Raw genomic sequence first — 23,811 nt, 5'->3', positions numbered from 1 at the left:
ACCGACGGAGGGCACCCGCGTGAGCGAGCAACGGGGATGGGCGAGACGGCTGGCCGGATACGCCTGGCGGTATCCGAAGGACGTCGTCCTGGCCCTCGGCTCCTCGCTCGCCGGCATGGCGGTCACGGCCGTCGTCCCGCTCGTCACCAAGGTGATCATCGACGACGTGATCGGCGACCACAGCCGGGCCATGGCCCCCTGGGCCGCCGCCCTGGTCGGCGCCGCCGTCCTCGTCTACGCCGCCACCTACGTCCGCCGCTACTACGGCGGCCGCCTCGCCCTCGACGTCCAGCACGACCTGCGGACCGAGATGTACGAGACGATCACCCGGCTCGACGGCCGCCGGCAGGACGAGCTGTCCACCGGCCAGGTCGTCGGCCGCGCCACCAGCGACCTCCAGCTGATCCAGGGCCTGCTCTTCATGCTCCCGATGACCATCGGGAACGTCCTGCTCTTCCTGATCTCCCTGGTCATCATGGCCTGGCTGTCGCTCCCGCTCACCCTGGTCGCCCTCGCGGTCGCCCCCGCCCTGTGGTGGATCGCCCGGCGCAGCCGCTCCCGCCTGCACCCCGCCACCTGGTACGCCCAGGCCCAGGCCGCCGCCGTCGCGGGCGTGGTCGACGGCGCCGTCAGCGGCGTCCGCGTGGTGAAGGGCTTCGGGCAGGAGGAGCAGGAGACCGGCAAGCTCCGGGAGGTCGGCCGGCGGCTGTTCGCCGGGCGCCTGCGCACCATCCGGCTGAACGCCACCTACACCCCCGCCCTGCAGGCCGTCCCCGCGCTCGGCCAGGTCGCCATGCTGGCCCTCGGCGGCTGGCTCGCCGTCCGCGGCCACATCACCCTCGGCACCTTCGTCGCCTTCTCCACCTACCTCGCCCAGCTCGTCGGCCCGGTCCGCATGCTCGCCGTGGTCCTCACCGTGGGCCAGCAGGCGCGGGCGGGCACCGAACGGGTCCTGGAGCTGATCGACACCGAGCCGACCATGATGGACGGCACCAAGGAGCTGCCCGCCGACGCGCCCGCCACGGTCGAGTTCGACGACGTCTCCTTCGGCTACGACGACGAGCGGCCGGTCCTCCAGGGGCTCAGCTTCGAGATCCGCCCCGGTGAGACCCTCGCCGTCGTCGGCTCCTCCGGCTCCGGCAAGTCGACGGTCTCCCTGCTGCTGCCGCGCTTCTACGACGTCACCCACGGCGCCGTCCTCGTCGGCGGGCACGACGTCCGCGAGCTCACCCTCGACTCGCTCCGGTCCGCGATCGGCCTGGTCCCCGAGGACTCCTTCCTCTTCTCGGACACGGTCCGCAACAACATCGCCTACGGCCGCCCCGACGCGACCCAGGAGCAGATCGAGGCGGCCGCCCGCGCCGCCCAGGCGGACCGTTTCATCCGGGAGCTGCCCGAGGGCTACGACACCAAGGTCGGCGAGCACGGCCTCACCCTCTCCGGCGGCCAGCGCCAGCGCGTCGCCCTCGCCCGCGCCATCCTCACCGACCCGCGCCTCCTCGTCCTCGACGACGCCACCTCGGCCGTGGACGCCCGCGTCGAGCACGAGATCCACGAGGCCCTGAAGCAGGTCATGCGGGGCCGCACCACCCTGCTCATCGCGCACCGCCGCTCCACCCTCAACCTCGCCGACCGCATCGCCGTCCTGGACGCCGGCCGCCTCGCCGACGTCGGCACCCACGAGGAGCTCCAGGAGCGCTCGGCCCTCTACCGCCGCCTGCTGACCGACCCCGACGAACTCGGCGGCGTCTCACCCGGACACGCCCAGCCGGCCTGTCCGCGGGAGGACACCTCGGTCCGCGAGGAGCTGGACGCCGAGTTCGACGCCGAGCGTGGCATCACCCCCCGGCTGTGGGCGGGGGAGCGCGCCCCCCGGGACACGGCGATGCAGGGCATGCCGGCCACCCCCGAACTCCTCGCCCAGGTCGACGCGCTGCCCCCGGCGACCGACACCCCGGACATCGACGAGGCCCGCGCGGTCCGGCCGGAGGACTCCTACGGCCTGCGCAGGCTGCTGCGCGGCTTCGGACTCCCGCTCGCCGTCAGCCTGGGCCTGGTGGCCGTGGACGCCGGCATGGGACTGCTGCTGCCCGTCCTGATCCGGCACGGCATCGACCAGGGCGTCAGCGCGGCGGCCCTCGGCGCGGTGTGGACGGCCGCGCTGCTCGGCCTGCTCGCCGTCGCCGCCCAGTGGGCCGCGCAGGTCGGCGAGACCCGGATGACCGGACGCACCGGCGAGCGGGTCCTGTACGCGCTGCGCCTGAAGATCTTCGCCCAGCTCCAGCGGCTCGGACTCGACTACTACGAGCGGGAGCTGACCGGCCGGATCATGACGAGGATGACGACGGACGTCGACGCCCTCTCCACCTTCCTCCAGACCGGCCTGGTCACCGCGTTCGTCTCGGTCGTCACCTTCTTCGGCATCATGGCCGCCCTGCTGGTGATCGACGTCCAGCTCGCCCTCGTCGTCTTCGCCACCCTGCCCCCGCTGGTCGTGGCGACCTTCTTCTTCCGTCGGGCCAGCGTGAAGGCGTACGAACTCGCCCGCGAGCGTGTGTCGTTGGTCAACGCCGACCTCCAGGAGTCCGTCTCCGGGCTCAGGATCGTGCAGGCGTTCCGGCGGGAGCGGGACGGCGGGGCGCGGTTCGCGGGGCGCAGCGACAGCTACCGCCGGGCCCGCATCCGCGGCCAGTGGCTGATCTCGGTGTACTTCCCCTTCGTCCAGCTCCTGTCGTCCGTCGCCGCGGCCGCCGTGCTGGCCGTCGGCGCGCACCGGGTCGACGCGGCCACGCTGACGACCGGCGCGCTGGTGGCCTACCTGCTCTACATCGACCTGTTCTTCGCCCCCGTACAGCAGCTCTCCCAGGTCTTCGACGGCTACCAGCAGGCCACGGTCTCCCTGGGCCGCATCCAGGAGCTGCTGCGCGAGCCGACGTCGACGAAGGCCGCGGACTCCCCGCTCCCCGTCACCTCCCTGCGCGGCGAGATCGCCTTCGAGGACGTGCACTTCGCCTACGGCGACGACGAGGAGGCGCTCGGCGGGATCGACCTGCGCGTCCCCGCCGGCCAGACGGTCGCCTTCGTCGGCGAGACCGGCGCCGGCAAGTCGACGCTGGTGAAGCTGGTCGCGCGCTTCTACGACCCGACCGGCGGCCGGGTCACCGTCGACGGCATGGACCTGCGCTCCCTCGACCTCACCTCCTACCGCCACCGTCTCGGCGTCGTCCCGCAGGAGGCGTACCTCTTCCAGGGCACCGTCCGCGACGCCATCGCCTACGGCCGCCCCGACGCCACCGACGCCGAGGTGGAGGCCGCGGCCCGGGCGGTGGGCGCCCACGAGATGATCGCGACCCTGGAGGGCGGCTACCTCCACGAGGTGGCCGAGCGCGGCCGCAACCTCTCCGCCGGGCAACGGCAGCTGATCGCGCTGGCCCGCGCCGAGCTGGTCGACCCCGACATCCTCCTGCTCGACGAGGCGACGGCCGCTCTGGACCTGGCCACGGAGGCCCAGGTCAACCAGGCCACCGACCGCCTCGCGGGCCGCCGTACGACGCTGGTGGTGGCCCACCGGCTGACCACCGCCGCCCGCGCGGACCGGGTGGTCGTCATGGACCACGGACGGGTCGTCGAGGACGGCACGCACGAGGAGTTGCTCGCGCGCGGCGGGCGCTACGCCGAGCTGTGGCGGACGTTCGTAGGCGAGCCCGTCACCGTGTCTCCCTGACGGTCGTGCAACCATCCGACACACGTCCTGCGTCCGTACACCCGTACGCCTCATGACGCCGTACGGGAGGGACGACAGTGGCAAGTGGTGCGATACGGCGGCGGCTCGCGCTCGGCATGGCCGTACTGACCGCCTCCGGCCTGCTCGCGCTCGCCGCGCCGGGTGACGCGCAGGCCGCCTCGTACTGTGCCGGGCGCAAGGTCAGAGACCTGCCGTTCTCCACCGGCACCGTGCACGTCTACAAGCACGACGGCTACGTGTGCGCCGTCACCTTCCCCAAGCACGCGAGCAGCACCAGGCGCACCATGTCCGTCAGCGTCCAGGCCCGCGGCAACCGCCCGGTCGTCGACAAGGGCCGCTACTCCCACCACGCCGGCCCGGTGACCGTGCACGCCGGACACCGGTGCGTGTGGATCAAGGGATCGGTGGGGCGGGGCTCGGTGAGCTCGGGCTGGATCCTTTGCTGAGTCACGGGAAACTCACAAGTATTTCTTGAACTCCCCTGGTGTGTGCGCCTGTTGCGCCGCTAGCGTCCGGCGCACATCTGTACTCACAGGGGAGGGTGCATGCGCAAGGCGCTCAGATGGCTGCTCGCGCTCACCGTGCTGATAGGCACGCTCAGCACGGCGGGGGCGGCCACCGCCGCCGAGCCGGAGGCCACCGGCACCACGGACATCAAGCAACAGCTGCTCTCCGTACCGGGGATGAGCCTGATCGAGGAGAAGCCGTACCCCGGCTACCGCTTCTTCGTGCTGAACTACACCCAGCCGGTCGACCACAGGGACCCGTCCAAGGGCACCTTCCAGCAGCGGATCACCGTGCTGCACAAGGGCGTTGACCGCCCCACCGTCTTCTACACCGGCGGCTACAACGTCTCCACGACGCCCAGCCGCCGCGAGCCGACCCAGATCGTGGACGGCAACCAGGTCTCCATGGAGTACCGCTTCTTCACCCCGTCCCGGCCCGACCCGGCCGACTGGAGCAAGCTGGACATCTGGCAGGCGGCCGGCGACCAGCACCGGATCTTCAAGGCGCTGAAGAAGATATACCCGAAGAACTGGATCTCCACCGGCGGCTCCAAGGGCGGCATGACCGCCACCTACTACGAGCGCTTCTACCCGCGCGACATGGACGGCGTGGTCGCCTACGTCGCTCCCGACGACGTCGTCAACGACGAGGACTCCGCCTACGACCGCTTCTTCGCCACCGTCGGCACCAAGGAGTGCCGCGACCGGCTGAACGCGGTACAGCGCGAGGCGCTGGTGCGCCGGGAGCCGCTGGAGAAGAAGTACGCGGCGTACGCGGCCGACAACGGCTACACCTTCACCACCATCGGCAGCCTGGACAGGGCGTACGAGGCCGTCGTCCTCGACTACGTGTGGGGCTTCTGGCAGTACAGCCTGCTGTCCGACTGCGACACGGTCCCGGCCGACGCGAAGAACGCGACCGACCAGGAGATCTGGGACTCCGTCGACACCATCTCCGGGTTCTCGTTCTACACGGACCAGGGCCTGGAGCCGTACACGCCGTACTACTACCAGGCGGGCACCCAACTCGGCGCCCCCACCATCCACTTCCCGTACATCGAGAAGAAGTACGTCCGCTACGGCTACCAGCCGCCGCGGAACTTCGTGCCGCGGTCGATCCCGATGAGGTTCCAGCCGTGGGCGATGCGGGACGTCGACACCTGGGTGCGGCACCACGCCCACCACATGCTCTTCGTCTACGGCCAGAACGACCCGTGGGGCGCCGAGCGGTTCGGGCTCGGCAAGGGCGCGGAGGACTCCTACGTCCTCACCGCGCCCGGCCTCAACCACGGGGCCAACGTCGCCGGTCTGGTCCCCGGTCAGAAGGCCCTGGCCACCGCCCGCATCCTGGACTGGGCGGGCGTGTCACCCGCGGCGGTGACGGCGGCGAAGCCGCTGGCGCGCTACGACGCGAAGCTCGACGTGCGTGACGTGGAACGCGAGCCCACGCTGCGCCCGTAGGACCCACCACCACGGCCGCCCGGTTCACCTCCCGGGCGGCCGTCGTGCTGCTCGCGCAGCGCGCGCACGCCGACCTGCCCGGGGTCGACGCGTGGCTGTGACCCACCCGTTCACACGGGCCGGGCGCAGCCCACCCGCCGGGTGCCGTCCAGCTGGACGTAGAGCGCGGTCGAGGACGGGCAGTCGGCCCGCCGCGCCACCGCCCTGACCACCTTGTACTGCGGCTTGCGCCGGCCGCTGCCGTCGCACGCCGTCTCCCGCACCTGCCCGCTGCCCGAGCCGTACACGCAGTCGCCGACGATGGTGCGCGGCCCGCCCCCGCCGCCCGGGTCGCCGGGATGCGGCGGCTCCAGGTTGCGCATGCAGGCGTACCCCTGCGGCACCGTGCCGTCGCCGTCCTCGTCCGAGGACGGGCTCTGTGCGCTGATGTGCAGGACGAAGTCCGTGGTCGCCGGGCACAGCGGGCCCTCGGCCACCGTGCCGTCGTACCGGGCCACCACCCGCGCCGCCGCCCGTTCGCTGGTGCACGGCACCTCGGTGAAGCTGGTCGTCCCGAACGAACTGCACTCGTCGACCGCGAGGAACACCGCCCCGTACCCGGAGGGCCGGGTGGCGGTCGCCCGCGGGGTCTGCTCGGGCTTGCCGGACGCGGACGACGTCCCCTGGCACCCGGTCAGCAGGGCGGCGCCCAGCGCCAGCAGCGCGCACACCGCCCCCGCGGAACTTCTCACACGCATCGCCATCCCCCCGGACACCCCCGTCCAGCGTGACCCGCCACCGCGGGGGCACGCCAGACGCGCGGGGTGCTTTGGGCCCGTTGGCGGGCGTACGCCGGGTGTGCGTCGTACGGGGGCTACGCCCTGCGGCCCGGCCGCGACGGACCTACGACCCGTACGACAACCCGTACCCGACCGGATACAGCACCCGGGCCGGGTCGTCCGCCCGCTGCACCGGCACCGGCAGCCGCCCGCGCGGGTTCACCCGGCCGGCGATCACCCGTGCGGTGGCGCGCAGTTCGACGTCGGTCCAGGAGTAGGCGGCCAGGCAGCCCGGGACGGACGGCAGTTGGGCGACGTCGTAGGGGTTCCTGATCGCGATCGCCACCAACGGCTTCCCGGTCGCCACCAGGTGCTCGACCAGCGTCTTCTGGGAGGCGGTGAGGTTGTAGGTGCCGACGATCACCGCGTCCGCCTGCTGCGCCGCCGCGACCGCCGTGGCGACGGTGGCGGACGTCGGGGCCGTGCCGGTCGACAGGGCGGTGGCGGTGAAGCCCAGTTCGGTCAGGGCGGCGGCGAGGACGCCGGTCGGCGGGCCCGTGGTGCCGGAGGGGGAGGCCGGGTCGGCGCCGCAGACCAGGAGGCGGGCGTGGTCGCGCGGGGACAGCGGCAGCAGGCCGCCCTCGTTGACCAGCAGGGTCGTCGTCCGCTCGGCGATCCGGTCGGCCGCCGCGAGGTGCGCCGCGGTGCCGACGGCACGGGTGACGCCGGCCTGGGTGACGTACGGCTGCTCGAACAGCCCCAGCCGGGCCTTCAGCCGCAGGATGCGCAGGACCGACTCCTCGATCCGGGCCTCGGTGAGCTCCCCGGAGCGCACGGCCGCCAGCACCGCGTTCCAGGCGGTGTCCAGCGAGGGCGGGTTGAGGAGCTGGTCGACGCCGGCCTTCAGGGCGAGGACGGGGACGCGGTCGTCGCCGTACTTCGTCCGCACGCCCTCCATGCCGAGGGAGTCGGTGACCACCACCCCGTCGTAGCCGAGCTCGCCGCGCAGGATGCCGGTGAGGATCGGGTGGGAGAGGGTGGCGGGGTCGCCGGAGTCGTCGAGGGCCGGGAACTGGATGTGCGCGGTCATGACGCAGTCGATGCCGGCCCTGATCGCCGCCCGGAACGGGACCGCGTCCAGCTTCTCCCACACCTCCCGGGTGTGGGTGATGACCGGGAAGCCGTAGTGGCTGTCGACGGCCGTGTCGCCGTGGCCGGGGAAGTGCTTGGCGGTCGCGGCCACCCGGGAGCGCTGGTAGCCGGCCACCTCGGCGGCGACCAGGCCGGCCACCGCGTCGGGGTCGGCGCCGAAGGACCGTACGCCGATGACCGGGTTGGCGGGGTTGATGTTGACGTCGGCGTCGGGGGAGTAGTCCTGGTTGACGCCCATCGCGCGCAGCTCGGCGCCGGAGATCCGGCCGAGGGTGCGCGCGTCCCGGACGGAACCGCCCGCGCCGATCGCCATGGCGCCCGGGAAGAGCGTGGCGGGCTTGCCGACACGGCAGACGATGCCGTGCTCCTGGTCGGTGGTCACCAGCACCGGCAGGCCGCGAGGTTGACCGAGCGAGGCCTTCTGGATGCCGTTGGACAGATCGGCGATCTGGTGCGGGTCGCGGGTGTTGTGCGCCCAGGTGAAGTAGATGATGCCGCCGACGCGGTACTTCGCGACGAGCTCGGCGGCCGTGCGGACGCCGATCTCCTGGAGGTTGGCGTCGATGTCGGCCTGGTCGGGAGCGGTGGCGGAGTGGCCGTAGACCCGCATCACGAAGAGCTGGCCGACCTTCTCCTCCAAGGTCATACGGGAGATGAGCGAGCGGAGCTTGTTGTCGTCGGCGCGTGCGGTGCCGCCGAGGGTGAGGGACGCGGCGACGCCGGCGCCGGCCGCGAGGACGGTACGTCTGGAGGGCACGTGCGCTCCTTCCGGAGGACCCGCTGAAGGAAACTTCCGTGGGGACAGCAGTATCCGGGAAGTTTCTGCCAGTCAAGACGGTGCGCGCACGTCACGACACGGGGACACGCCGCGAAAAGGGGCCGCCATCGGCGCTGTTGGAGGGGGGCGCGCCGATGGCGGCTGTGCTGCCGGCCGCGGTACGGCGGAGAGGGTAGGTCAGCGATCGCAGCCAGCAGCGAGGGCCGACACCGCACCACGGTGACTCTCCGGCAGCTTGCGGGTTGGACGAACGGTACTGAGCGCGGGTTCCCGCCTTCCCGGCGAATCCCGGAAGTCGGGGCGCCAGGGGACAGCGGGACGCGTGGGTCGTGGCCGCGGGCCGGCGCTCCTGCAGCGTGCGTATCGTTTCTGCGCTCGTCGGTCCCGGTAACGGCAGGCGACGGACAGGGGTCCATCCCGTGGACGCGGCGGCGCGGTGGGCGGGGACCGGCCGATCATGAGGGCATGCCCGCCGTAGCCATCCCCGGTTCCAAGTCCCTCACCGCCCGCGCCCTCTTCCTCGCCGCCGCGGCCGACGGTGTCACCACGCTCCTACGCCCCCTGCGCTCGGACGACACCGAGGGCTTCGCCGAGGGGCTGGTACGGCTCGGCTACCGGGTCGGCCGCACCCCCGGCGCCTGGCAGGTGGACGGCTGTCCGCAGGGCCCCGCGGCGGCGGAGGCGGACGTCTACTGCCGGGACGGCGCGACGACCGCCCGCTTCCTGCCGGCGCTGGCGGCGGCGGGCCACGGCACCTACCGCTTCGACGCCTCGCCCCAGATGCGCCGCCGCCCGCTGCTGCCGCTGACCCGGGCCCTGCGCGACCTCGGCGTGGACCTGCGGCACGAGGAGGCGGAGGGCCACCACCCGCTGACGGTCCGGGCGGCGGGGGTGCGGGGCGGGGAGGTGACGCTGGACGCGGGCCAGTCCTCCCAGTACCTGACGGCCCTGCTGCTGCTCGGCCCGCTGACCCGCGAGGGCCTGCGCATCCGGGTCACCGATCTGGTCTCGGCGCCGTACGTGGAGATCACCCTGGCGATGATGCGGGCGTTCGGGGTGGAGGTGGCCCGGGAGGGCGACGTCTTCGTGGTCCCGGCGGGCGGCTACCGCGCGACGACGTACGCGATCGAACCGGACGCGTCGACGGCGAGCTACTTCTTCGCGGCGGCGGCCCTGACGCCCGGCGGCGAGGTGACGGTGCCGGGCCTGGGCGCGGGCGCCCTCCAGGGCGACCTCGGCTTCGTGGAGGTGCTGCGGCGCATGGGCGCGGACGTGACGGTCACCGACGCGGGCACGACGGTCCGGGGGACGGGCGGACTGCGCGGTCTGACCGTCGCCATGCGGGACATCTCCGACACCATGCCGACGCTGGCGGCGATCGCCCCCTTCGCCGACGGTCCCGTCCGCATCGAGGACGTGGCGAACACACGGGTGAAGGAGTGCGACCGCCTGGAGGCGTGCGCGGTGAACCTGCGGAAGCTGGGCGCGGAGGTGACGACCGGCCCGGACTGGATCGAGATCCGCCCGGGCGGCGTGACCCGCGGCACGGAGATCACCTCGTACGGCGACCACCGCATCGTGATGTCCTTCGCGGTGACCGGCCTGCGCGCACCGGGCATGTCCTACGACGACCCGGGCTGCGTCCGCAAGACGTTCCCGGCCTTCCACGAGACGTTCGCAACACTGCGGGCGGCGCTGCCCGCCTAGTCCCGCCTAGTCCTCGATGTGCACCACGGCCAGGAGGTCTCCCCGGGCGTCGGTGCGCAGGCGCGTGACGCCGAGGCCGCGCAGGCGCAGGTCCTGGAAGGGGCGGACGCCCGGCGGGACGCGGACTCTCTTGCGGCCGTCCAGCGTGTCCAGGGCGACCTCCCCGCCGGCTCTCGCCGTGGCCGCCGGGACGAGCAGCTCGCAGTGCAGGTCGTCGCCGACGCGCCGGAAGACCGGGTGCGGCCGCTGCACGATCTCCAGGTACAGGTCGCCCGGCGGACCGCCGCCGGGGCCGACCTCGCCCTCCCCGGCGAGCTGGATGCGCGTGCCGTTCTCCACACCCCCGGGAACCTTGCAGGTGAGCGTGCGCCGGGTGCGGATCCGGGCCTCGCCCGCGCAGCGCCCGCAGGCCGAGCCGAGGCGCGTGCCGGAGCCCGCGCAGTCCGGGCACCGGACCGCCGTCTCCACCGGGATGTCCTTGACGGTGCCGAACACGACCTCCTCCAGGGTCAGTTCGAGCCGGATCAGGGCGTCCTGCCCGCGTCGCGGAGGAGGCGACGGCCGCCGGGCAGCCGCCGCCGGCACCCGGGCGACGGTGACCTGGTACTCCAGGTCCGCCCACATCCGCGGCCGCTGTCGCGCCCCCGAGCGGTGCAGCGACTCGTACACGTAGTCGTACAGCTCGGTGACGGTGATCCGGCCGTCCCCGTTCAGGTCCGCCGCCCCCGTGCGCAGCCCCTCGATCAGCGCGCCCGTGAAGCGGGAGGGCTGCGGCGCCGCGGACTCGACGCGCTCGCCCTCCCAGGCGTACTCGGTACGGCTGGTGGCCGTCAGCACGGCCCGCCCGTGTCCGCCGAGCTCCTCGCGCACGTGTACCTGGTCGTCGCCCTTCGCACCCGGCAGGAAGGCGCCGCTGTAGCAGCAGTCGAGGAGCACGACGACCGTGCGGGCCCGGCAGCGCTCCATGCGCTCGCGCAGGAAGGCGGCCGGCACGGCACTGGAGGCGGGCAGGTCGCGGTCCGTGTCGCGGGCGGCGAAGTACAGGTGCCCGTCCTCGTCCTTGATGCCGTGGCAGGACAGGTGCAGCAGGAGCAGGTCGTCGCGGCCGCGGTCGCGGAAGAACCGCTCGACCGCCCGCATCACCCGGTGCGCCGGCGCGTCTTCCAGCCGCTCGGTGTGGAAGCCGCCGATGGCCGGATCGGCGAGCACGCCGGCGAGTCCGGCGCAGTCCTGGGCGGGGGCGCGCAGAGTGCTCAGGGCCCGGTCGTCGTACGTCCCGGTGGCGATGAGCAGGGCGTCGCGGCGGCCCGCGCCGAAGGGGGAGTCGGTCATGTCCGGCCCGGCCCCGCTACTGGGCGGACTCTCCGGAATCGGCCCGGAGCTTCTCCAAGTAGGCCTCGGTCAGGAGCTGTTGCTGCTCCTCGGAGGCGTGGCCGAGTTCGAGGACGTGGCCGTCGACCTCGACCCTCACGGTGCGGACCGGGCGGCTCGTCAGCCAGGTCTCCAGCAGGCGCAGCGCGGGCCGGAGCACGGCGGGCGCGAGGGTGACGACGAGCGCGCCGACGGTGACGACCTCGCCCGGCTTGGCGCCCTCGGGGGCCGGCTCGCCGGCGGCTTCGGGCCGTACGTCGTCGACGTCCAGTTCGAGCAGCCGCTGCCTCAACTGCCGGGTGAGCGTGTCGAGTTCCTCCCGGTCCACGTCCGCCTCACCGGACAGGACCACGCACATACGGTTACCCACGGCCACCTCGTCCCCCTGTTCCTCCCGTGCTCCCCAAGTCTACGGGCGGACACCGGCCGCGAATTTCGTTCGACGGACCCCACCGCCTGTTGCCAGACTCCCGCCGTGACCTTCACATGCGAAGCGCCCCTGTTCGAGGGCCGGTTGGTGCGACTGGAACCGCTGACGCACGGGCACGCGGCCCAGCTGGCGGAGGCGGCCGAGGAGGACCGGGGAAGCTACGCCTTCACCTGGGTCCCCGGGGCCGACGAGGTCGGCGACTACATCGACGCGCAGCTGGCCAGGGCCGCGTCGGGGCGTCTGCTGCCGTACGCGCAGATCTCGCGCGCGACCGGCAGGGCGGTGGGCGCCACCTCGTACTGGGACCCGCGCTGCTGGCGGGCGCCGGACCGGCTGGACGCGGTGGAGATCGGCTTCACCTGGCTCGCCGCCTCCGCCCAGGGCACCGGCGTCAACGCCGAGGCCAAGCTCCTGCTCTTCCGGCACGCCTTCGAGGAGTGGGGGGTCTGCCGCGTCGACCTCAAGACCGACGCACGCAACAGCCGCTCCCGCGCGGCCATCGAGAGCGTCGGCGCCCGCTTCGAGGGCGTCCTGCGCAACTGGTCCCGCTCCTGGGCCCCGGGCGAGGAGGGCAGCCTGCGTGACTCCGCGATCTTCTCGATCACGGCCGAGGAGTGGCCGCAGCGCCGGGCACGGCTGGAGGAACGGGTGACGAGGTTCGCGACGCGGACACCGGCCACCTGACCGAGCCCTGCCCGGGGCCGGTCACGCCTCGGTCGTCGCCGGGAGTCCGTCGAGAGGGGGCGTGCCCGTGTGCTCTGCCGCGGCGTGACGGAGCCGGTTCAGTACGGCGGACAGGACCGGGTCGGCCTCCGCGCCCGCCCGCACCGCCGCGAACACGTTGCGGGACGGGGCCTCGCCCTTCGTCGGCAGGACCGTCACCCGGCGGTGCGCGTACACCTCCCGTACCAGCCGCGGGATCAGGGCGACCCCCTGCCCCGCCTCCACCAGCGCCGCCAGCGCGCCCCAGTCGTTCACGGCGTGCCGGATCTCCGGCGTGAAACCCGCCGCCGCGCACACCGACCGCGCCACCGCGCCGCAGCAGCTCTCCGCCGCCCCCACGATCCACGCCTCCCGCGCCAGCTCCCGCAGCCGCACCCGCTCCCGCCCCGCCAGCCGGTGACCGGCCGGGACGACGAGGTCCAGGACGTCCGCGCAGAGGTCCACCCGCTCGTAGCGCACGTCCGTGTGCGGCGGCGCCGCCGCGAAGTCCACCGCCACCGCCACGTCCACCTGCCCCGCGTCCAACGCCGTGAACAGGTCCGGCGGTTCGGCCTCGACGACGTCCACGCGGACGTCCGGCAGCCGCTCGCCCAGTTGCGCCAGCACCTCGGGCAGCAGCCCCAGGATCGCGCTGGAGAAGCAGCCGATCGTCACCGACCCGCGCCCGCCCTCCCCGTAGGCCGCCAAGTCGGCTCGCGCGCGCTCCAGTTGGGCCGCGATGACGTCGGCGTGGGCCAGCAGCACCCGGGCCTGGCCGGTGAGCCGTACGCCCCGTCCGTCCCGTTCCGTCAGCGGTGCGCCCACCTCGCGGGCCAGCGTGGCGAGTTGCTGGGAGACCGCCGACGGCGTGAGGTGCAGGGCCTCGGCCGCCCGCGCCAGTGTGCCGCGGCGCTGCACCTCGCGCAGTACGGCCAGCCGACGCAGGTCGACCGTGAAGGGGCGGCTTATGTGTTCCACCGCGAAAGATTAACTGGACCCGGGTTCCGGCCTCGGTGACCATCGATGCCATGCACGTCCTTATCCTCCACGGCTGGCAGAACCGCCGTCCCGCAGACCACTGGCAGCACTGGCTCGCCGACCGCCTCGCCGAACTCGGCCACCGGGTCACCTACCCCCAGCTGCCCGACCCCGACGAACCGGACGTCGAGGTCTGGCTCGGCGAACTCACCCGGCACCTGGAGGCGTTGACCGGTCCCGAGCGGGTCGTCGTCGCCCACAGCGCCTCCGCGGTGCTGTGGCTGCACGCCGTCGCGCGCGGCATGGTGCAGCCCGGCGCCGCCGACCGCGTGCTGCTCGTCGCCCCGCCGTCGGCCTCCGTGCTCGCCCGGTACCCGGAGGTCGCCGGCTTCGCTCCGCCCACCCTCGACCTGGCCTTCCCCCAGCCGACCCGCCTGGTCGCCGGCGACGACGACCCGTACTGCCCGGAAGGCGCCCGCCGGGTCTACGGCGACCCCCTGCGCCTCCCCACCGACCTCCTCCCGGGCGCCGCCCACCTCGACCTGGACGCCGGGTACGGGCCCTGGCCGGGGGTGCTGGACTGGTGCCTGGACCCGTCCGCGCCAATCACCGCGCGTCAGACCTGAGCCGACAACGCAGACCGCGACGCCCGGCGCGAGCGGAGACCGGCGTGAGCAGAGCCCGGTGAGCGGAGATCGGCGTGAGCGGAGCCCGGCGTGAGCGGAGACCGGTGCGAGCGGAGACCGGCGTGAGCGGAGACCGATGCGAGCGGAGACCGCGTGGATCACTGCGCCGGGCGCGAGCCGAGACCGCTCAGATCCCCGCTCGCCTGGTGTGACCCGAGGGCGCCGGAAACCGCTCGCCGGGCGTGATCCCCGAGCGCCGGGGGACGCTTGCCTGGGTGGTGCGCCGCCGGCGCAGAGGGGTGTAGCCATCCGGACCGTGCGGCTCCGTTCGGCGCCGTGGCGCAAGCGCCGGCCGGCCCGCCTCTCCGGTTCTCGGCGCCGCTCACGGGCGTCATCACCGCCATCCAGCGCGGAAGCTACTACACCGCCCCGTTGAGCTGCGGAGCCGTGAACTCCGCGTCCGTACGCCACGTCGCGGGACGCGATCCTTGCCTGGCGTGACCCGCGAGCGCCGGGGCCGCTTGCCTGGTGCGGCCCGAGGGTGCCGGGGGCCTTTTGCCCGGGGTAACCCGCGACCGCCGGGGGCCGCTTGCCTGGTGTGGCCCGCGAGCGCGCGTGTCACCGCTTGCCCGGGGTGACCTGTGACCGGTGGGGACGGCTTGCCCGGTGTGAGTCGAGGGCGTGGGTGTCATCGCTTGCCCGGGGTGACCTGTGACCGGTGGGACGGCTTGCCCGGTGTGAGCCGGACCGCGCGTGTCAGTGATCGTTCGGTGTGAGTCTTCCGTCTCTCAGTTCCGGTGTCGTTCCGGCCACCCCCGCCACCGCCAGCACGCACAGCAGACCGCCCGTCACCAGGGCGGTCGCGCCGGACGTCCAGCCGGCGACCAGGCCCGCGCGCAGGTTGCCGAGGTTGGGGCCCGCCTGACCGACGATCGTCTCGGCGGCGGTGACCCGGCCGAGCAGGGCGTCCGGGGTGCGGGTCTGCACGAGGGTGGTGCGGGAGAGCACGGCCACCGAGTCCGCCGCCCCGGCCACCGCCAGCAGGGTCAGTCCCGCCCAGGCGCTGGTGGTCAGGCCGAACAAGGCCAGGGCCGCGCCCCAGGTGGCCGAGGTGCACAGCATGACGGGGCCGGGCCGCGCCAGCCGGGTGATCGGCCCGGAGAACGTGGTCGCGGCGACCCCGCCCACGGCGAGCGCGGACACGAACAGGCCGAGCGTGCGCGGGTCGTCGTCGAAGCGTTCCGCGTTGACCAGCGGGAACAGGCTGACCGGCATGGACAGCAGGGTCGCGGCCAGATCCGTCAGCAGCGCGCCGCGCACCGCGCGGTGGCCGGTCAGGAAGCGCAGCCCGTCCAGGACGCCGTGGACGCCGGGCCGGGACTTCTCGCCCTCGGGCGGCAGCGCGGGCAGACCGAGGGCGGCGCGGAAGGAGACGCCGAAGCTGAGCGCGTCCAGCAGATAGCACACGCCGATGCCCCACCAGCCGAGCACCAGACCACCGAGCGCCGGGCCGACCAGCATCATCGCCTGGCCGGTGACCTGGTTCAGGGCGAGGCCCGCGGCCACCTGGTCCCGGGGCAGCAGCCGCGGCACGAACACCCCGGACGCGGGCGCGCCGACGGCCCCGAACGACGACTGCGCGGCGACCAGCGCCAGCACCACCGCCACCGGCACATGTCCGGTGAAGCCCTGTACGGCCAGCAGCAAGGAGCAGGACGCCTGCCCGGCGTTGCCGAGGAGGTAGACGCGGCGCCGGTCGACGCGGTCCACCCAGGACCCGGCGAACAGGCCGACCCCGATCATCGGCAGCGCCTGCGCCAGTCCCACCGCGCCGCTCCAGACCGAGCTGTGGGTCATGTCCCAGACCTGGTACATGACGGTCACCAGGGTCATGAAGCTGCCCAGTGTGGAGACCGTGCGCCCGATCAGCAGCCGCCGGAAGACGGGGGAGGTGCGCAGCGGCCGTACGTCGACGAGCGTACGGCCGAGACCGCCCGGGCTCATGAGGGCATGGCGGGGCGAGGAGCGGGCTCAGGGATCACCCCGGGACCCTAGGCCCCGGCCACCCGCCCCCGCCAGCGAATTACGACACCCCGGCCACGAGCCCACGCCGCCGCCCGCCACGCCGGTACACGAGCCCACGGCGCCTCACGCCGAGTCGTTGAGCAGCCGCCCCAGGTGCGTGCTCCCGGCGGCGAGCAGCTCCGGCAGCGGGGCGGCCTCCTCGTACCACCGCTTCTCGTACTCCCAGCACAGCCAGCCGTCCCAGCCGTGCCGGGACAGCACCTCCACGCACTCGCCCAGCGGCAGCACACCGGCGCCGAGCGGCAGCGGGGTCGTGTCGTCGGCGGAGGCGATGTCCTTCACCTGGACGTAGCCGAGGTACGGCGCGAGGGCCGCGTACGTCTCTGCGGGCTGCTCGCCGCCGAGCCAGGTGTGCATGACGTCCCACAGCGCGCCGACGTGCCGGTGACCGACCCGGCCCAGGACGCGCATCGCGTCGGCGCCGGTGCGGTGCGAGTCGTGGGTCTCCAGCAGGACGCGTACGCCGAGATCGGCGGCGTGCTCCGCGGCCGTACCGAGCCGCCGGGCGGCGACGGCGTCGGCGCGCTCACGGGTCTGCTCGTGGTCGGCGCCGGGGAAGACGCGGACGTAGGGGGCGCCGAGGTCGTGGGCGAGGCCGAGGAGGGCGCGGATCTCCTCGATGACGGGACCGTCGTCTCCGGGCGCGGCCACCTTCGCGTACCCGGCGAGCCCCAGCACCTCGATGCCGCCCGCCTTGAACTCGGCGGCCACGTCGGCCCGTTCGCCGGGCCCGAGGCCCGGATGCACCGGTTCCTCCGGGTGGGCGCGCAGCTCCACGCCGTGGTAGCCGTGGGTGGCCGCGAGCCGGACCACGTCCGGGATCGGCAGGCCGGGGACACCGAGGGTGGAGAACGCCAGTCGCATCCCCCCACTCTCACTCGCCCGTGCCGTGCAGGTCCAGCCGCCAGTCCTGTCCCACCAGGTCCTTGCCGAAGGAGCGGTGCGGTTTCTCGGCGACCAGGACGAAGCCGTGGCGCTGGTAGATGCGGCGGGCGGAGGCGAGGACGTCGTTGGTCCACAGCACCAGTTCGCGGTAGCCGACCCCGCGCGCGAAGTCGATGACGGCCCCGACCAGGCGGTCTCCGATGCCGAGGCCGCGCGCCTCCGGTTCGACGAGCAGCAGCCGCAGCCGGGCGGTGGCGGGCGCCTCGTCCCGTACGCACATCACGCACCCCACCGGACGGCCGTCCAGCTCGGCGATCCACACCCGCTCCAGGTGCGGGTCGTGGTCCTCGGCGAAGTCGGCGACGATCCGGGCCACCAGCCCCTCGTAGTCCGTGTTCCAGCCGTACTCGGAGGCGTACACGGCCGCGTTGCGCTGCACGATCCAGCCGAGGTCGCCGGGGCAGGGCTCGCGCAGCACGACGTCCTCGCGGCGGGGCGGGCGGCCGTCGGAGAGGATCTCGCGGACGGTGAGCATCGCCTGCGCCAGGCGGGGGCGGTCGTCGGCGGGCACGGTGGACAGCAGGGCGCCGACGGACTCGTCGGCCCGCTCGGCGAGCAGCGCGGCGGCCTCGCGACCGCGTGCGGTGAGCGTGACGCGCCGGCGGCGGGGGTCGCTCCGGGAGGCGGTGCGCTCGATCAGGCCGTCCTGCTCGAACTTGTTGAGGATGCGGCTGAGGTACCCGGCGTCCAGGGAGAGCTCGGTGCGCAGGTCGGCGGCGTCCGTACGGGGGGAGTGCGCGAGTTCGTACAGCACGCGGGCCTCGGTGAGGGTGTACGGGGTGTACAGGCGGCGGCTGTAGTCGAGGGCGCCGATGACGTTCGTGTAGAAGCGGTTGAAGGCACGGATGTCCTGGACGGTCATGGCGTCGACCCCCGATGCTTGACTGAGTCAGAGAAAACCGTCGGACCGAGCCTAGGCCACCCCCACCCGCACAGCCACCCCTCTGCCCACCCGCAAACCGCAACGCAAGTCGGGCTTCATGGGCTGGCCGACGCGCGAGGCCATCCCTCCAAAGCCCGACCACCCAGCCCCAGCCACGCCGGCTTCTCCGCCGCAGACCACGACGCACCCGGCCTTGATGGACGCCGGCGTGGGAGGGCAGGCCCCTCTGGGCTCGGCCGTTGAGGTCCGCGACGCCCTCTTCCCGCCCGTAGACCGCGACGCGTCTCGGGCTTCATGGCCGCGGATGCGCGAGACCACCCCTCGGGCTCGGGCGTTCAGGCCCGCGACGCCCCCTTCCCGTCCGTAGACCGCGACGCATCCCGGGCTTCATGAGCGCCGGCGTGGGAGGGCAGGCCCCTCTGGGCTCGGCCGTTGAGGTCCGCGGCGCCCTTTTCCTGTCCGTAGACCGCGACGCGTCTCGGGCTTCATGAGCGCCGGTGTGGGAGGGCAGGCTCCTCTGGGCTCGGCCGTTGAGGTCCGCGGCGCCCTTTTCCTGTCCGTAGACCGCGACGCGTCTCGGGCTTCATGGCCGCTGGCGCGCTACCAGCCCTCGGGACCGGCCGCTCAGGGCGCTGCGCCCTCTTCCTTGCGCCGTAGACCGCGACGCACCCGGGCTTGATGGACGCCGACGCGCGCGACCACCCCTCGGGCTCGGGCGCTCAGGCCCGCGACGCCCTTTTCCCGCCCGTAGACCGCGACGCGTCTCGGGCTTCATGAGTTCCGGCGTGGGTGGGCAGGCTCCTCTGGGCTCGGCCGTTGAGGTCCGCGACGCCCTCTCTCTCGCGCCGTAGACGGCGACGCACCCGGGCTTGATGGACGCCGACGCGCGCGACCACCCCTCGGGCTCGGGCGTTCAGGCCCGCGGCGCCCTTTTCCCGTCCGTAGACCGCGACGCATCCCGGGCTTCATGGCCGTCGGCGCGCGCGACCAGCTCTCGGGCTCGGGCGTTCAGGCCCGCTGCTTCTCCTTCCCGGTCGGCGGGCCCGGTCCGACTCTCATGGGCGGCGTCCCCGGGTTCGGTCGTCCAGGGCCGCGCTGCCCTCTTGCAGCTCTTCGGCCGTGGCGCGACGCGTCGCGGGGCTCGCCGGCGGCGGGGCGGGAGGGCAGCCGCCTCCGGGTCCGGTCGTTCAGGGGCGCGGTGCCCCCGTCGACCCCCGGACCATCAGTTCGCCCCGTACCGTCGCGATCCCCCCGGGCGGTGGCTCCTCGCGGCCCATCGCGATGCGGCCCGCCCGGGCTCCCGCCTCGGCCAGCGGCAGCCGCACCGTCGTGAGCGAGGGCACCGCGTCGATGCTGAACGGCAGGTCGTCGAAGCCGGCCACCGAGACGTCCTCGGGAATCCGCAGCCCCGACTCCCGCAGCGCCGCGCACGCCCCCAGCGCGACGGAGTCGTTCGCGGCGACCACCGCCGTCAGGGAGGGATCGCGGCGCAGCAGTTCCAGCGTGGCCTCGTAACCGGAGCGCCGGTCGTAGCGCCCCCACACCGCCCAGCGCGGGTCCTCCTCGATGCCCGCGGCCCGCAGTGCCGCCCGGTGGCCCTCCAGCCGGTGCCGGGTCGTCGTCCGCTCCTCCGGGCCCGCGATGTAGCCCAGCCGCCGGTGCCCGAGCCCGATGAGATGCTCGGTCAGCCGCTGTCCGCCCCCGCGGTTGTCGAAGGTCAGCGCGATCGCCCCGGTGTCCGGCGCCGGCGGCCGCCCGCACAGCACCACCCGCGTCCCCGCGTCCGTCAGCTTGCGCAGCTTCGCCGCGACGGCCGCCGCGTGCGGCTCGTTCTCCACGGCGCCGCCGGTCAGCACCACGGCCGCCGCCCGCTGCCGCTGCAGCAGGGTCAGATACGTCAGCTCCCGCTCCGGCGAGCCGCCGGTGTTGCACACCACCGCCAGCCGCTCGCCGCCCGCCCGGCCCCCCGGCCCGCCGATCTCCGACTGGATCGCGCTCGCCATGATCCCGAAGAAGGGGTCGGCGATGTCGTTGACCAGGATGCCGACGAGATCGGAGGTGGCCGCCGCCAGCGCGCTGGCCGGGCCGTTGAGCACGTAGTCCAGCTCGTCGACCGCCTTCAGCACCCGCTCGCGGGTGGAGGCGGCCACGGGATAGTTCCCGTTCAGCACGCGCGACACCGTCGCGGGGGAGACCTGGGCGCGGGCCGCCACGTCCGCCAGGGTCACCGTCATCTCGTCGTCCTCCGGTAGCGCGCCGTCAGCGCATCTGAGTCGTACTCCGTCGTACACGCGGGCACCCACGGCCCGGTTCCGAGCCGCACCTTAAGGCCCCACCCCCCGGTTGTTCGCCCCCTCGAACAACTCGACCCCGTCACGGTCTTGTCCAGACCGCTGCACAGAGGCTAGCTTCTTCCTAGATAGAAAGCGCTTGCTGTAACGCTCAACAGGGTGCGATGGCTCTCCCGGGGGCGTACGCGGCGCGCACGACCGCGTGCGACTCCTACGAAGGGACCGACGTGACACGCAAGACGGTGCGAATCGCCATGAACGGCGTGACCGGGCGCATGGGCTACCGCCAGCACCTCGTCCGCTCCATCCTGGCCCTGCGCGAACAGGGCGGCCTCGACCTCGGCGACGGCACGGTGCTGTGGCCGGAGCCGGTCCTGGTCGGCCGCCGCGAGCACGCCCTGCGCGCGCTCGCCGAGCGGCACGGCCTGGAGCACGTCTCCACCGACCTCGACGCGGTCCTCGCCGACCCGAGCGTCGACATCTACTTCGACGCCCAGGTGACCTCCGCCCGCGAGGAGGCGATCAAGAAGGCGATCGCCGCGGGCAAGCACGTCTACACCGAGAAGCCGACGGCCACCGGCCTGGAGGGCGCCCTGGAGCTCGCCCGGCTCGCGCACGCCAAGGGCGTCAAGCACGGCGTCGTCCAGGACAAGCTGTTCCTGCCGGGCCTGCTCAAGCTCAAGCGCCTGGTCGACGGCGGCTTCTTCGGCCGCATCCTGTCCGTGCGCGGCGAGTTCGGCTACTGGGTCTTCGAGGGCGACTGGCAGGCGGCCCAGCGCCCGTCGTGGAACTACCGTGCCGAGGACGGCGGTGGCATCGTTGTCGACATGTTCCCGCACTGGGAGTACGTGCTGCACGAGCTCTTCGGGCGGGTGAAGTCCGTCCAGGCCATCGCCACCACGCACATCCCCCAGCGCTGGGACGAGAACGGCAAGCCCTACGACGCCACCGCCGACGACGCCGCCTACGGCATCTTCGAGCTCGACGGCGGCGCCATCGCCCAGATCAACTCCTCCTGGGCCGTCCGCGTCAACCGCGACGAACTCGTGGAGTTCCAGGTCGACGGCACGGAGGGCTCGGCCGTCGCGGGCCTGCGCAACTGCCGGGTCCAGCACCGCTCCACGACCCCCATGCCGGTCTGGAACCCCGACCTGCCGGCCGCCTACTCCTTCCGCGACCAGTGGCAGGAGGTACCGGACAACGAGGAGTTCGACAACGGCTTCAAGGCCCAGTGGGAGCTCTTCCTGCGGCACGTCTACGCCGACGCGCCCTACCACTGGGACCTCCTGGCCGGCGCCCGCGGTGTCCAGCTCGCCGAACTGGGCCTGAAGTCCTCGGCGCAGGGCGTCCGCATCGACGTACCGGAGATCGCCCTGTGACCATCCGACTGCCTGCCGCGGACGGTGCGCTGCGCACCTACGAGCCCCGTCCCGAGCCCCTCGCCCTCGCCGCGGGCTCCCCCTTCACCTCCCGTACGGTCTTCTCGGCGGCGCACGTCGTCGCCGACCCGTACGCCGACGTCTCCCCCGATTCGCCCGCCGCCGTCGACTGGGACGCCACCCTCGCCTTCCGCCGGCACCTGTGGTCGCACGGCCTCGGGGTGGCCGAGGCCATGGACACCGCCCAGCGGGGCATGGGCCTGGACTGGGCGGGCGCGGCCGAGCTGATCCGCCGTTCGGCGGCCGAGGCGCGTGCCGTGGGCGGCCGCATCGCCTGCGGCGTCGGCACCGACCAGATCGCCGCCGGCTCGCTCGCCGGGGTGCGGGCCGCCTACGAGGAGCAGCTCGCGGTCGTCGAGGAGGCGGGCGCGCAGGCGATCCTGATGGCCTCGCGCGCCCTGTGCGCCGCCGCCGCGGGCCCCGAGGACTACCTCGACGTCTACGGTCACCTGCTGCGCCAGTCCGCCGAGCCGGTGATCCTGCACTGGCTGGGCCCGATGTTCGACCCGGCGCTGGAGGGCTACTGGGGGTCGGCCGACCTGGACCGGGCCACCGACACCTTCCTGGAGGTCATCGCCGCCCACCCCGACAAGGTGGACGGCATCAAGGTCTCCCTGCTGGACGCGCGGCGCGAGATCGACCTGCGCCGCCGGCTGCCCGACGGCGTCCGCTGCTACACCGGCGACGACTTCAACTACCCTGAGCTGATCGCCGGCGACGAGCAGGGCTTCAGCCACGCCCTGCTCGGCATCTTCGACCCGCTGGGACCGCTGGCCGCGGAGGCGGTGCGGGTGCTGGACACCGGGAACGTGGCCGGCTTCCGCGAACTGCTCGACCCCACCGTCGAGTTGTCCCGCCACCTCTTCCAGGCACCGACCCGGTTCTACAAGACCGGCGTCGTCTTCCTGGCCTGGCTCGCGGGCCACCAGTCCCACTTCACGATGGTCGGCGGCCTGCAGTCGGCCCGCTCCCTGCCGCACTTCGCCCGCGCCTACGAACTCGCCGACGGCCTCGGCCTGTTCCCGGACCCCAAGCTGGCCGAGGAGCGCATGAAGACCCTTCTGTCCCTGTACGGGGTGAACCAGTGAGCGATCCCGACCTCTCCCGCTTCTCCGTCAACCAGATGACGGTCAAGCAGCTGTCGATGCCCGAACTGGTCGACGCCTGCCGCGAGTTCGGCGTCGGCAACGTCGGCCTGTGGCGCGAGCCCGTGCAGGCGTACGGCGTGCAGGAGACGGCCAAGCTGGTCCGCGACGCCGGTCTGACGGTGACGACCCTGTGCCGCGGCGGCTTCTTCACGGCGATCGACCCCGCCGAGCGGGCCAGGGCCCTCGACGACAACCGGCGCGCCGTCGACGAGGCGGCGGCCCTCGGCACCGACGTGCTGGTCCTGGTCTCCGGCGGCCTGCCGGCCGGCTCCAGGGACCTGCGCGGGGCGCGGGAGCGGATCGCCGACGCGCTGGCGGTCCTCGGCCCCTACGCCGAGGAGCACGGCGTGAGGCTGGCCATCGAGCCCCTGCACCCCATGTTCGCCTCCGACCGCTGCGTGGTCTCCACCCTCGCCCAGGCCCTCGACCTCGCCGAACGCTTCCCGGCCCACCAGGTCGGCGTGACGGTCGACACGTACCACATCTGGTGGGACGACGACGCGCCGGCGCAGATCGCCCGGGCGGGCGCGGGCGGCCGCATCCACACCTTCCAGCTCGCCGACTGGACCACCCCGCTGCCGGCGGGCGTCCTCAACGGCCGCGGCCAGATCGGCGACGGCGCGATCGACATGCGGGAGTGGAAGGGCTACGTGGAGGCCGCCGGCTACACCGGTCCGATCGAGGTCGAGCTGTTCAACGACGGGCTGTGGGCGCGGGACGGCCGCGAGGTGCTCGCCGAGACGGCCCGGCGGTTCGTGCGGCACGCGATGTGAGGAATCCCCGCACGGCAAAAATCTCGCGACGCC

The 23,811-nt window shown here is 73.4% G+C and carries 18 protein-coding genes; 9 read left to right on the top strand and 9 right to left on the bottom strand.

The features are described 5' to 3' along the window. Window positions 1-19 precede the first annotated feature (19 nt). The 3 genes from ACYF6T_RS17065 (at window position 20) to ACYF6T_RS17055 (ending at window position 5,712) form a co-directional block, all read left to right on the top strand. Entirely contained in the window at window positions 20-3,724 is a 3,705-nt protein-coding gene (locus ACYF6T_RS17065) for an ABC transporter ATP-binding protein (RefSeq protein WP_461697280.1), read from the top strand. 77 nt (window positions 3,725-3,801) lie between these two features. Then, a complete protein-coding gene (locus ACYF6T_RS17060) occupies window positions 3,802-4,191 on the top strand; it encodes a hypothetical protein (protein ID WP_461697279.1) in 390 nt (129 codons plus the stop codon). Window positions 4,192-4,290: 99 nt separating this feature from the next. Beyond that, window positions 4,291-5,712 (top strand): S28 family serine protease, encoded by a 1,422-nt coding sequence (locus tag ACYF6T_RS17055; RefSeq protein ID WP_461697277.1) that lies wholly within the window; start codon window positions 4,291-4,293, stop codon window positions 5,710-5,712. A 110-nt stretch (window positions 5,713-5,822) separates the two neighbouring features. Here ACYF6T_RS17055 and ACYF6T_RS17050 read toward each other — a convergent pair whose 3' ends face one another. Both ACYF6T_RS17050 and ACYF6T_RS17045 read right to left on the bottom strand, forming a co-directional pair. Further along, window positions 5,823-6,449 (bottom strand): hypothetical protein, encoded by a 627-nt coding sequence (locus ACYF6T_RS17050; RefSeq protein WP_461697276.1) that lies wholly within the window; start codon window positions 6,447-6,449, stop codon window positions 5,823-5,825. A 145-nt stretch (window positions 6,450-6,594) separates the two neighbouring features. Then, on the bottom strand, window positions 6,595-8,379 hold the full coding sequence (locus tag ACYF6T_RS17045) for a glycoside hydrolase family 3 protein (protein WP_461697275.1): 1,785 nt from the start codon (window positions 8,377-8,379) through the stop codon (window positions 6,595-6,597). A gap of 486 nt (window positions 8,380-8,865) precedes the next feature. On the opposite strand from ACYF6T_RS17045, the gene aroA reads away from it, so the two are divergent. Continuing rightward, window positions 8,866-10,107, top strand: coding sequence for a 3-phosphoshikimate 1-carboxyvinyltransferase (gene aroA, locus ACYF6T_RS17040; RefSeq protein WP_461697273.1), 1,242 nt, complete (start codon window positions 8,866-8,868; stop codon window positions 10,105-10,107). Between the two features lie 6 nt (window positions 10,108-10,113). On the opposite strand, the gene ACYF6T_RS17035 is transcribed toward aroA, so the two are convergent. Then, window positions 10,114-11,439 carry a caspase, EACC1-associated type gene (locus ACYF6T_RS17035; RefSeq protein ID WP_461697272.1) on the bottom strand — a complete coding sequence of 442 codons (1,326 nt, stop codon included), beginning with the start codon at window positions 11,437-11,439 and terminating at the stop codon, window positions 10,114-10,116. A 16-nt stretch (window positions 11,440-11,455) separates the two neighbouring features. Then, window positions 11,456-11,848 (bottom strand): hypothetical protein, encoded by a 393-nt coding sequence (locus tag ACYF6T_RS17030; protein ID WP_461697270.1) that lies wholly within the window; start codon window positions 11,846-11,848, stop codon window positions 11,456-11,458. Between the two features lie 105 nt (window positions 11,849-11,953). Here ACYF6T_RS17030 and ACYF6T_RS17025 point away from each other — a divergent pair, with 105 nt between their 5' ends. Next, the gene (locus ACYF6T_RS17025; RefSeq protein ID WP_461697268.1) at window positions 11,954-12,592 is read left to right on the top strand and encodes a GNAT family N-acetyltransferase; all 639 of its coding nucleotides are present in this window, start codon (window positions 11,954-11,956) and stop codon (window positions 12,590-12,592) included. A gap of 21 nt (window positions 12,593-12,613) precedes the next feature. On the opposite strand, the gene ACYF6T_RS17020 is transcribed toward ACYF6T_RS17025, so the two are convergent. After that, window positions 12,614-13,588 (bottom strand): LysR substrate-binding domain-containing protein, encoded by a 975-nt coding sequence (locus tag ACYF6T_RS17020; RefSeq protein ID WP_461697266.1) that lies wholly within the window; start codon window positions 13,586-13,588, stop codon window positions 12,614-12,616. 50 nt (window positions 13,589-13,638) lie between these two features. On the opposite strand from ACYF6T_RS17020, the gene ACYF6T_RS17015 reads away from it, so the two are divergent. Then, complete coding sequence (locus ACYF6T_RS17015; protein WP_461697264.1) at window positions 13,639-14,214, top strand: RBBP9/YdeN family alpha/beta hydrolase; 576 nt, start codon at window positions 13,639-13,641, stop codon at window positions 14,212-14,214. Between the two features lie 756 nt (window positions 14,215-14,970). On the opposite strand, the gene ACYF6T_RS17010 is transcribed toward ACYF6T_RS17015, so the two are convergent. From ACYF6T_RS17010 to ACYF6T_RS16995, 4 genes are all read right to left on the bottom strand, one after another. Then, entirely contained in the window at window positions 14,971-16,218 is a 1,248-nt protein-coding gene (locus tag ACYF6T_RS17010) for an MFS transporter (RefSeq protein WP_461697262.1), read from the bottom strand. A gap of 144 nt (window positions 16,219-16,362) precedes the next feature. Further along, entirely contained in the window at window positions 16,363-17,163 is an 801-nt protein-coding gene (locus tag ACYF6T_RS17005) for a sugar phosphate isomerase/epimerase family protein (protein WP_461697261.1), read from the bottom strand. A 10-nt stretch (window positions 17,164-17,173) separates the two neighbouring features. Further along, on the bottom strand, window positions 17,174-18,106 hold the full coding sequence (locus tag ACYF6T_RS17000) for a bifunctional helix-turn-helix transcriptional regulator/GNAT family N-acetyltransferase (RefSeq protein WP_461697259.1): 933 nt from the start codon (window positions 18,104-18,106) through the stop codon (window positions 17,174-17,176). A gap of 1,208 nt (window positions 18,107-19,314) precedes the next feature. Further along, window positions 19,315-20,361 (bottom strand): LacI family DNA-binding transcriptional regulator, encoded by a 1,047-nt coding sequence (locus ACYF6T_RS16995; RefSeq protein WP_461697258.1) that lies wholly within the window; start codon window positions 20,359-20,361, stop codon window positions 19,315-19,317. A 284-nt stretch (window positions 20,362-20,645) separates the two neighbouring features. Between ACYF6T_RS16995 and ACYF6T_RS16990 the strand changes: the two genes are divergently transcribed. The 3 genes from ACYF6T_RS16990 to ACYF6T_RS16980 are packed head-to-tail and all read left to right on the top strand — an operon-like array spanning window position 20,646 to window position 23,778. Beyond that, window positions 20,646-21,797 (top strand): Gfo/Idh/MocA family protein, encoded by a 1,152-nt coding sequence (locus ACYF6T_RS16990; protein WP_461697257.1) that lies wholly within the window; start codon window positions 20,646-20,648, stop codon window positions 21,795-21,797. After that, a complete protein-coding gene (locus tag ACYF6T_RS16985; RefSeq protein WP_461697255.1) occupies window positions 21,794-22,945 on the top strand; it encodes a dihydrodipicolinate synthase family protein in 1,152 nt (383 codons plus the stop codon). Before ACYF6T_RS16990 ends, ACYF6T_RS16985 begins: the two co-directional genes overlap by 4 nt. After that, entirely contained in the window at window positions 22,942-23,778 is an 837-nt protein-coding gene (locus ACYF6T_RS16980) for a sugar phosphate isomerase/epimerase family protein (RefSeq protein ID WP_461697254.1), read from the top strand. The genes ACYF6T_RS16985 and ACYF6T_RS16980 overlap by 4 nt, the downstream gene beginning before the upstream one ends. Window positions 23,779-23,811: the final 33 nt, after the last annotated feature.

This window comes from Streptomyces sp. 7R007 (assembly GCF_054850255.1).
Note: the sequence above shows the minus strand (reverse complement) of the source record. Positions and strands in the feature narration are given on the sequence as shown.

Coding starts and splice junctions, on each gene's coding strand:
- ACYF6T_RS17055 (WP_461697277.1), top strand. CDS start 4,291: ATGCGCAAGGCGCTCAGATGGCTGCTCGCGCTCACCGTGCTGATAGGC.
- ACYF6T_RS17010 (WP_461697262.1), bottom strand. CDS start 16,218: ATGAGCCCGGGCGGTCTCGGCCGTACGCTCGTCGACGTACGGCCGCTG.
- ACYF6T_RS16995 (WP_461697258.1), bottom strand. CDS start 20,361: ATGACGGTGACCCTGGCGGACGTGGCGGCCCGCGCCCAGGTCTCCCCC.
- ACYF6T_RS17015 (WP_461697264.1), top strand. CDS start 13,639: ATGCACGTCCTTATCCTCCACGGCTGGCAGAACCGCCGTCCCGCAGAC.
- ACYF6T_RS17035 (WP_461697272.1), bottom strand. CDS start 11,439: ATGACCGACTCCCCCTTCGGCGCGGGCCGCCGCGACGCCCTGCTCATC.
- aroA (WP_461697273.1), top strand. CDS start 8,866: ATGCCCGCCGTAGCCATCCCCGGTTCCAAGTCCCTCACCGCCCGCGCC.
- ACYF6T_RS17050 (WP_461697276.1), bottom strand. CDS start 6,449: ATGCGTGTGAGAAGTTCCGCGGGGGCGGTGTGCGCGCTGCTGGCGCTG.
- ACYF6T_RS17005 (WP_461697261.1), bottom strand. CDS start 17,163: ATGCGACTGGCGTTCTCCACCCTCGGTGTCCCCGGCCTGCCGATCCCG.
- ACYF6T_RS17000 (WP_461697259.1), bottom strand. CDS start 18,106: ATGACCGTCCAGGACATCCGTGCCTTCAACCGCTTCTACACGAACGTC.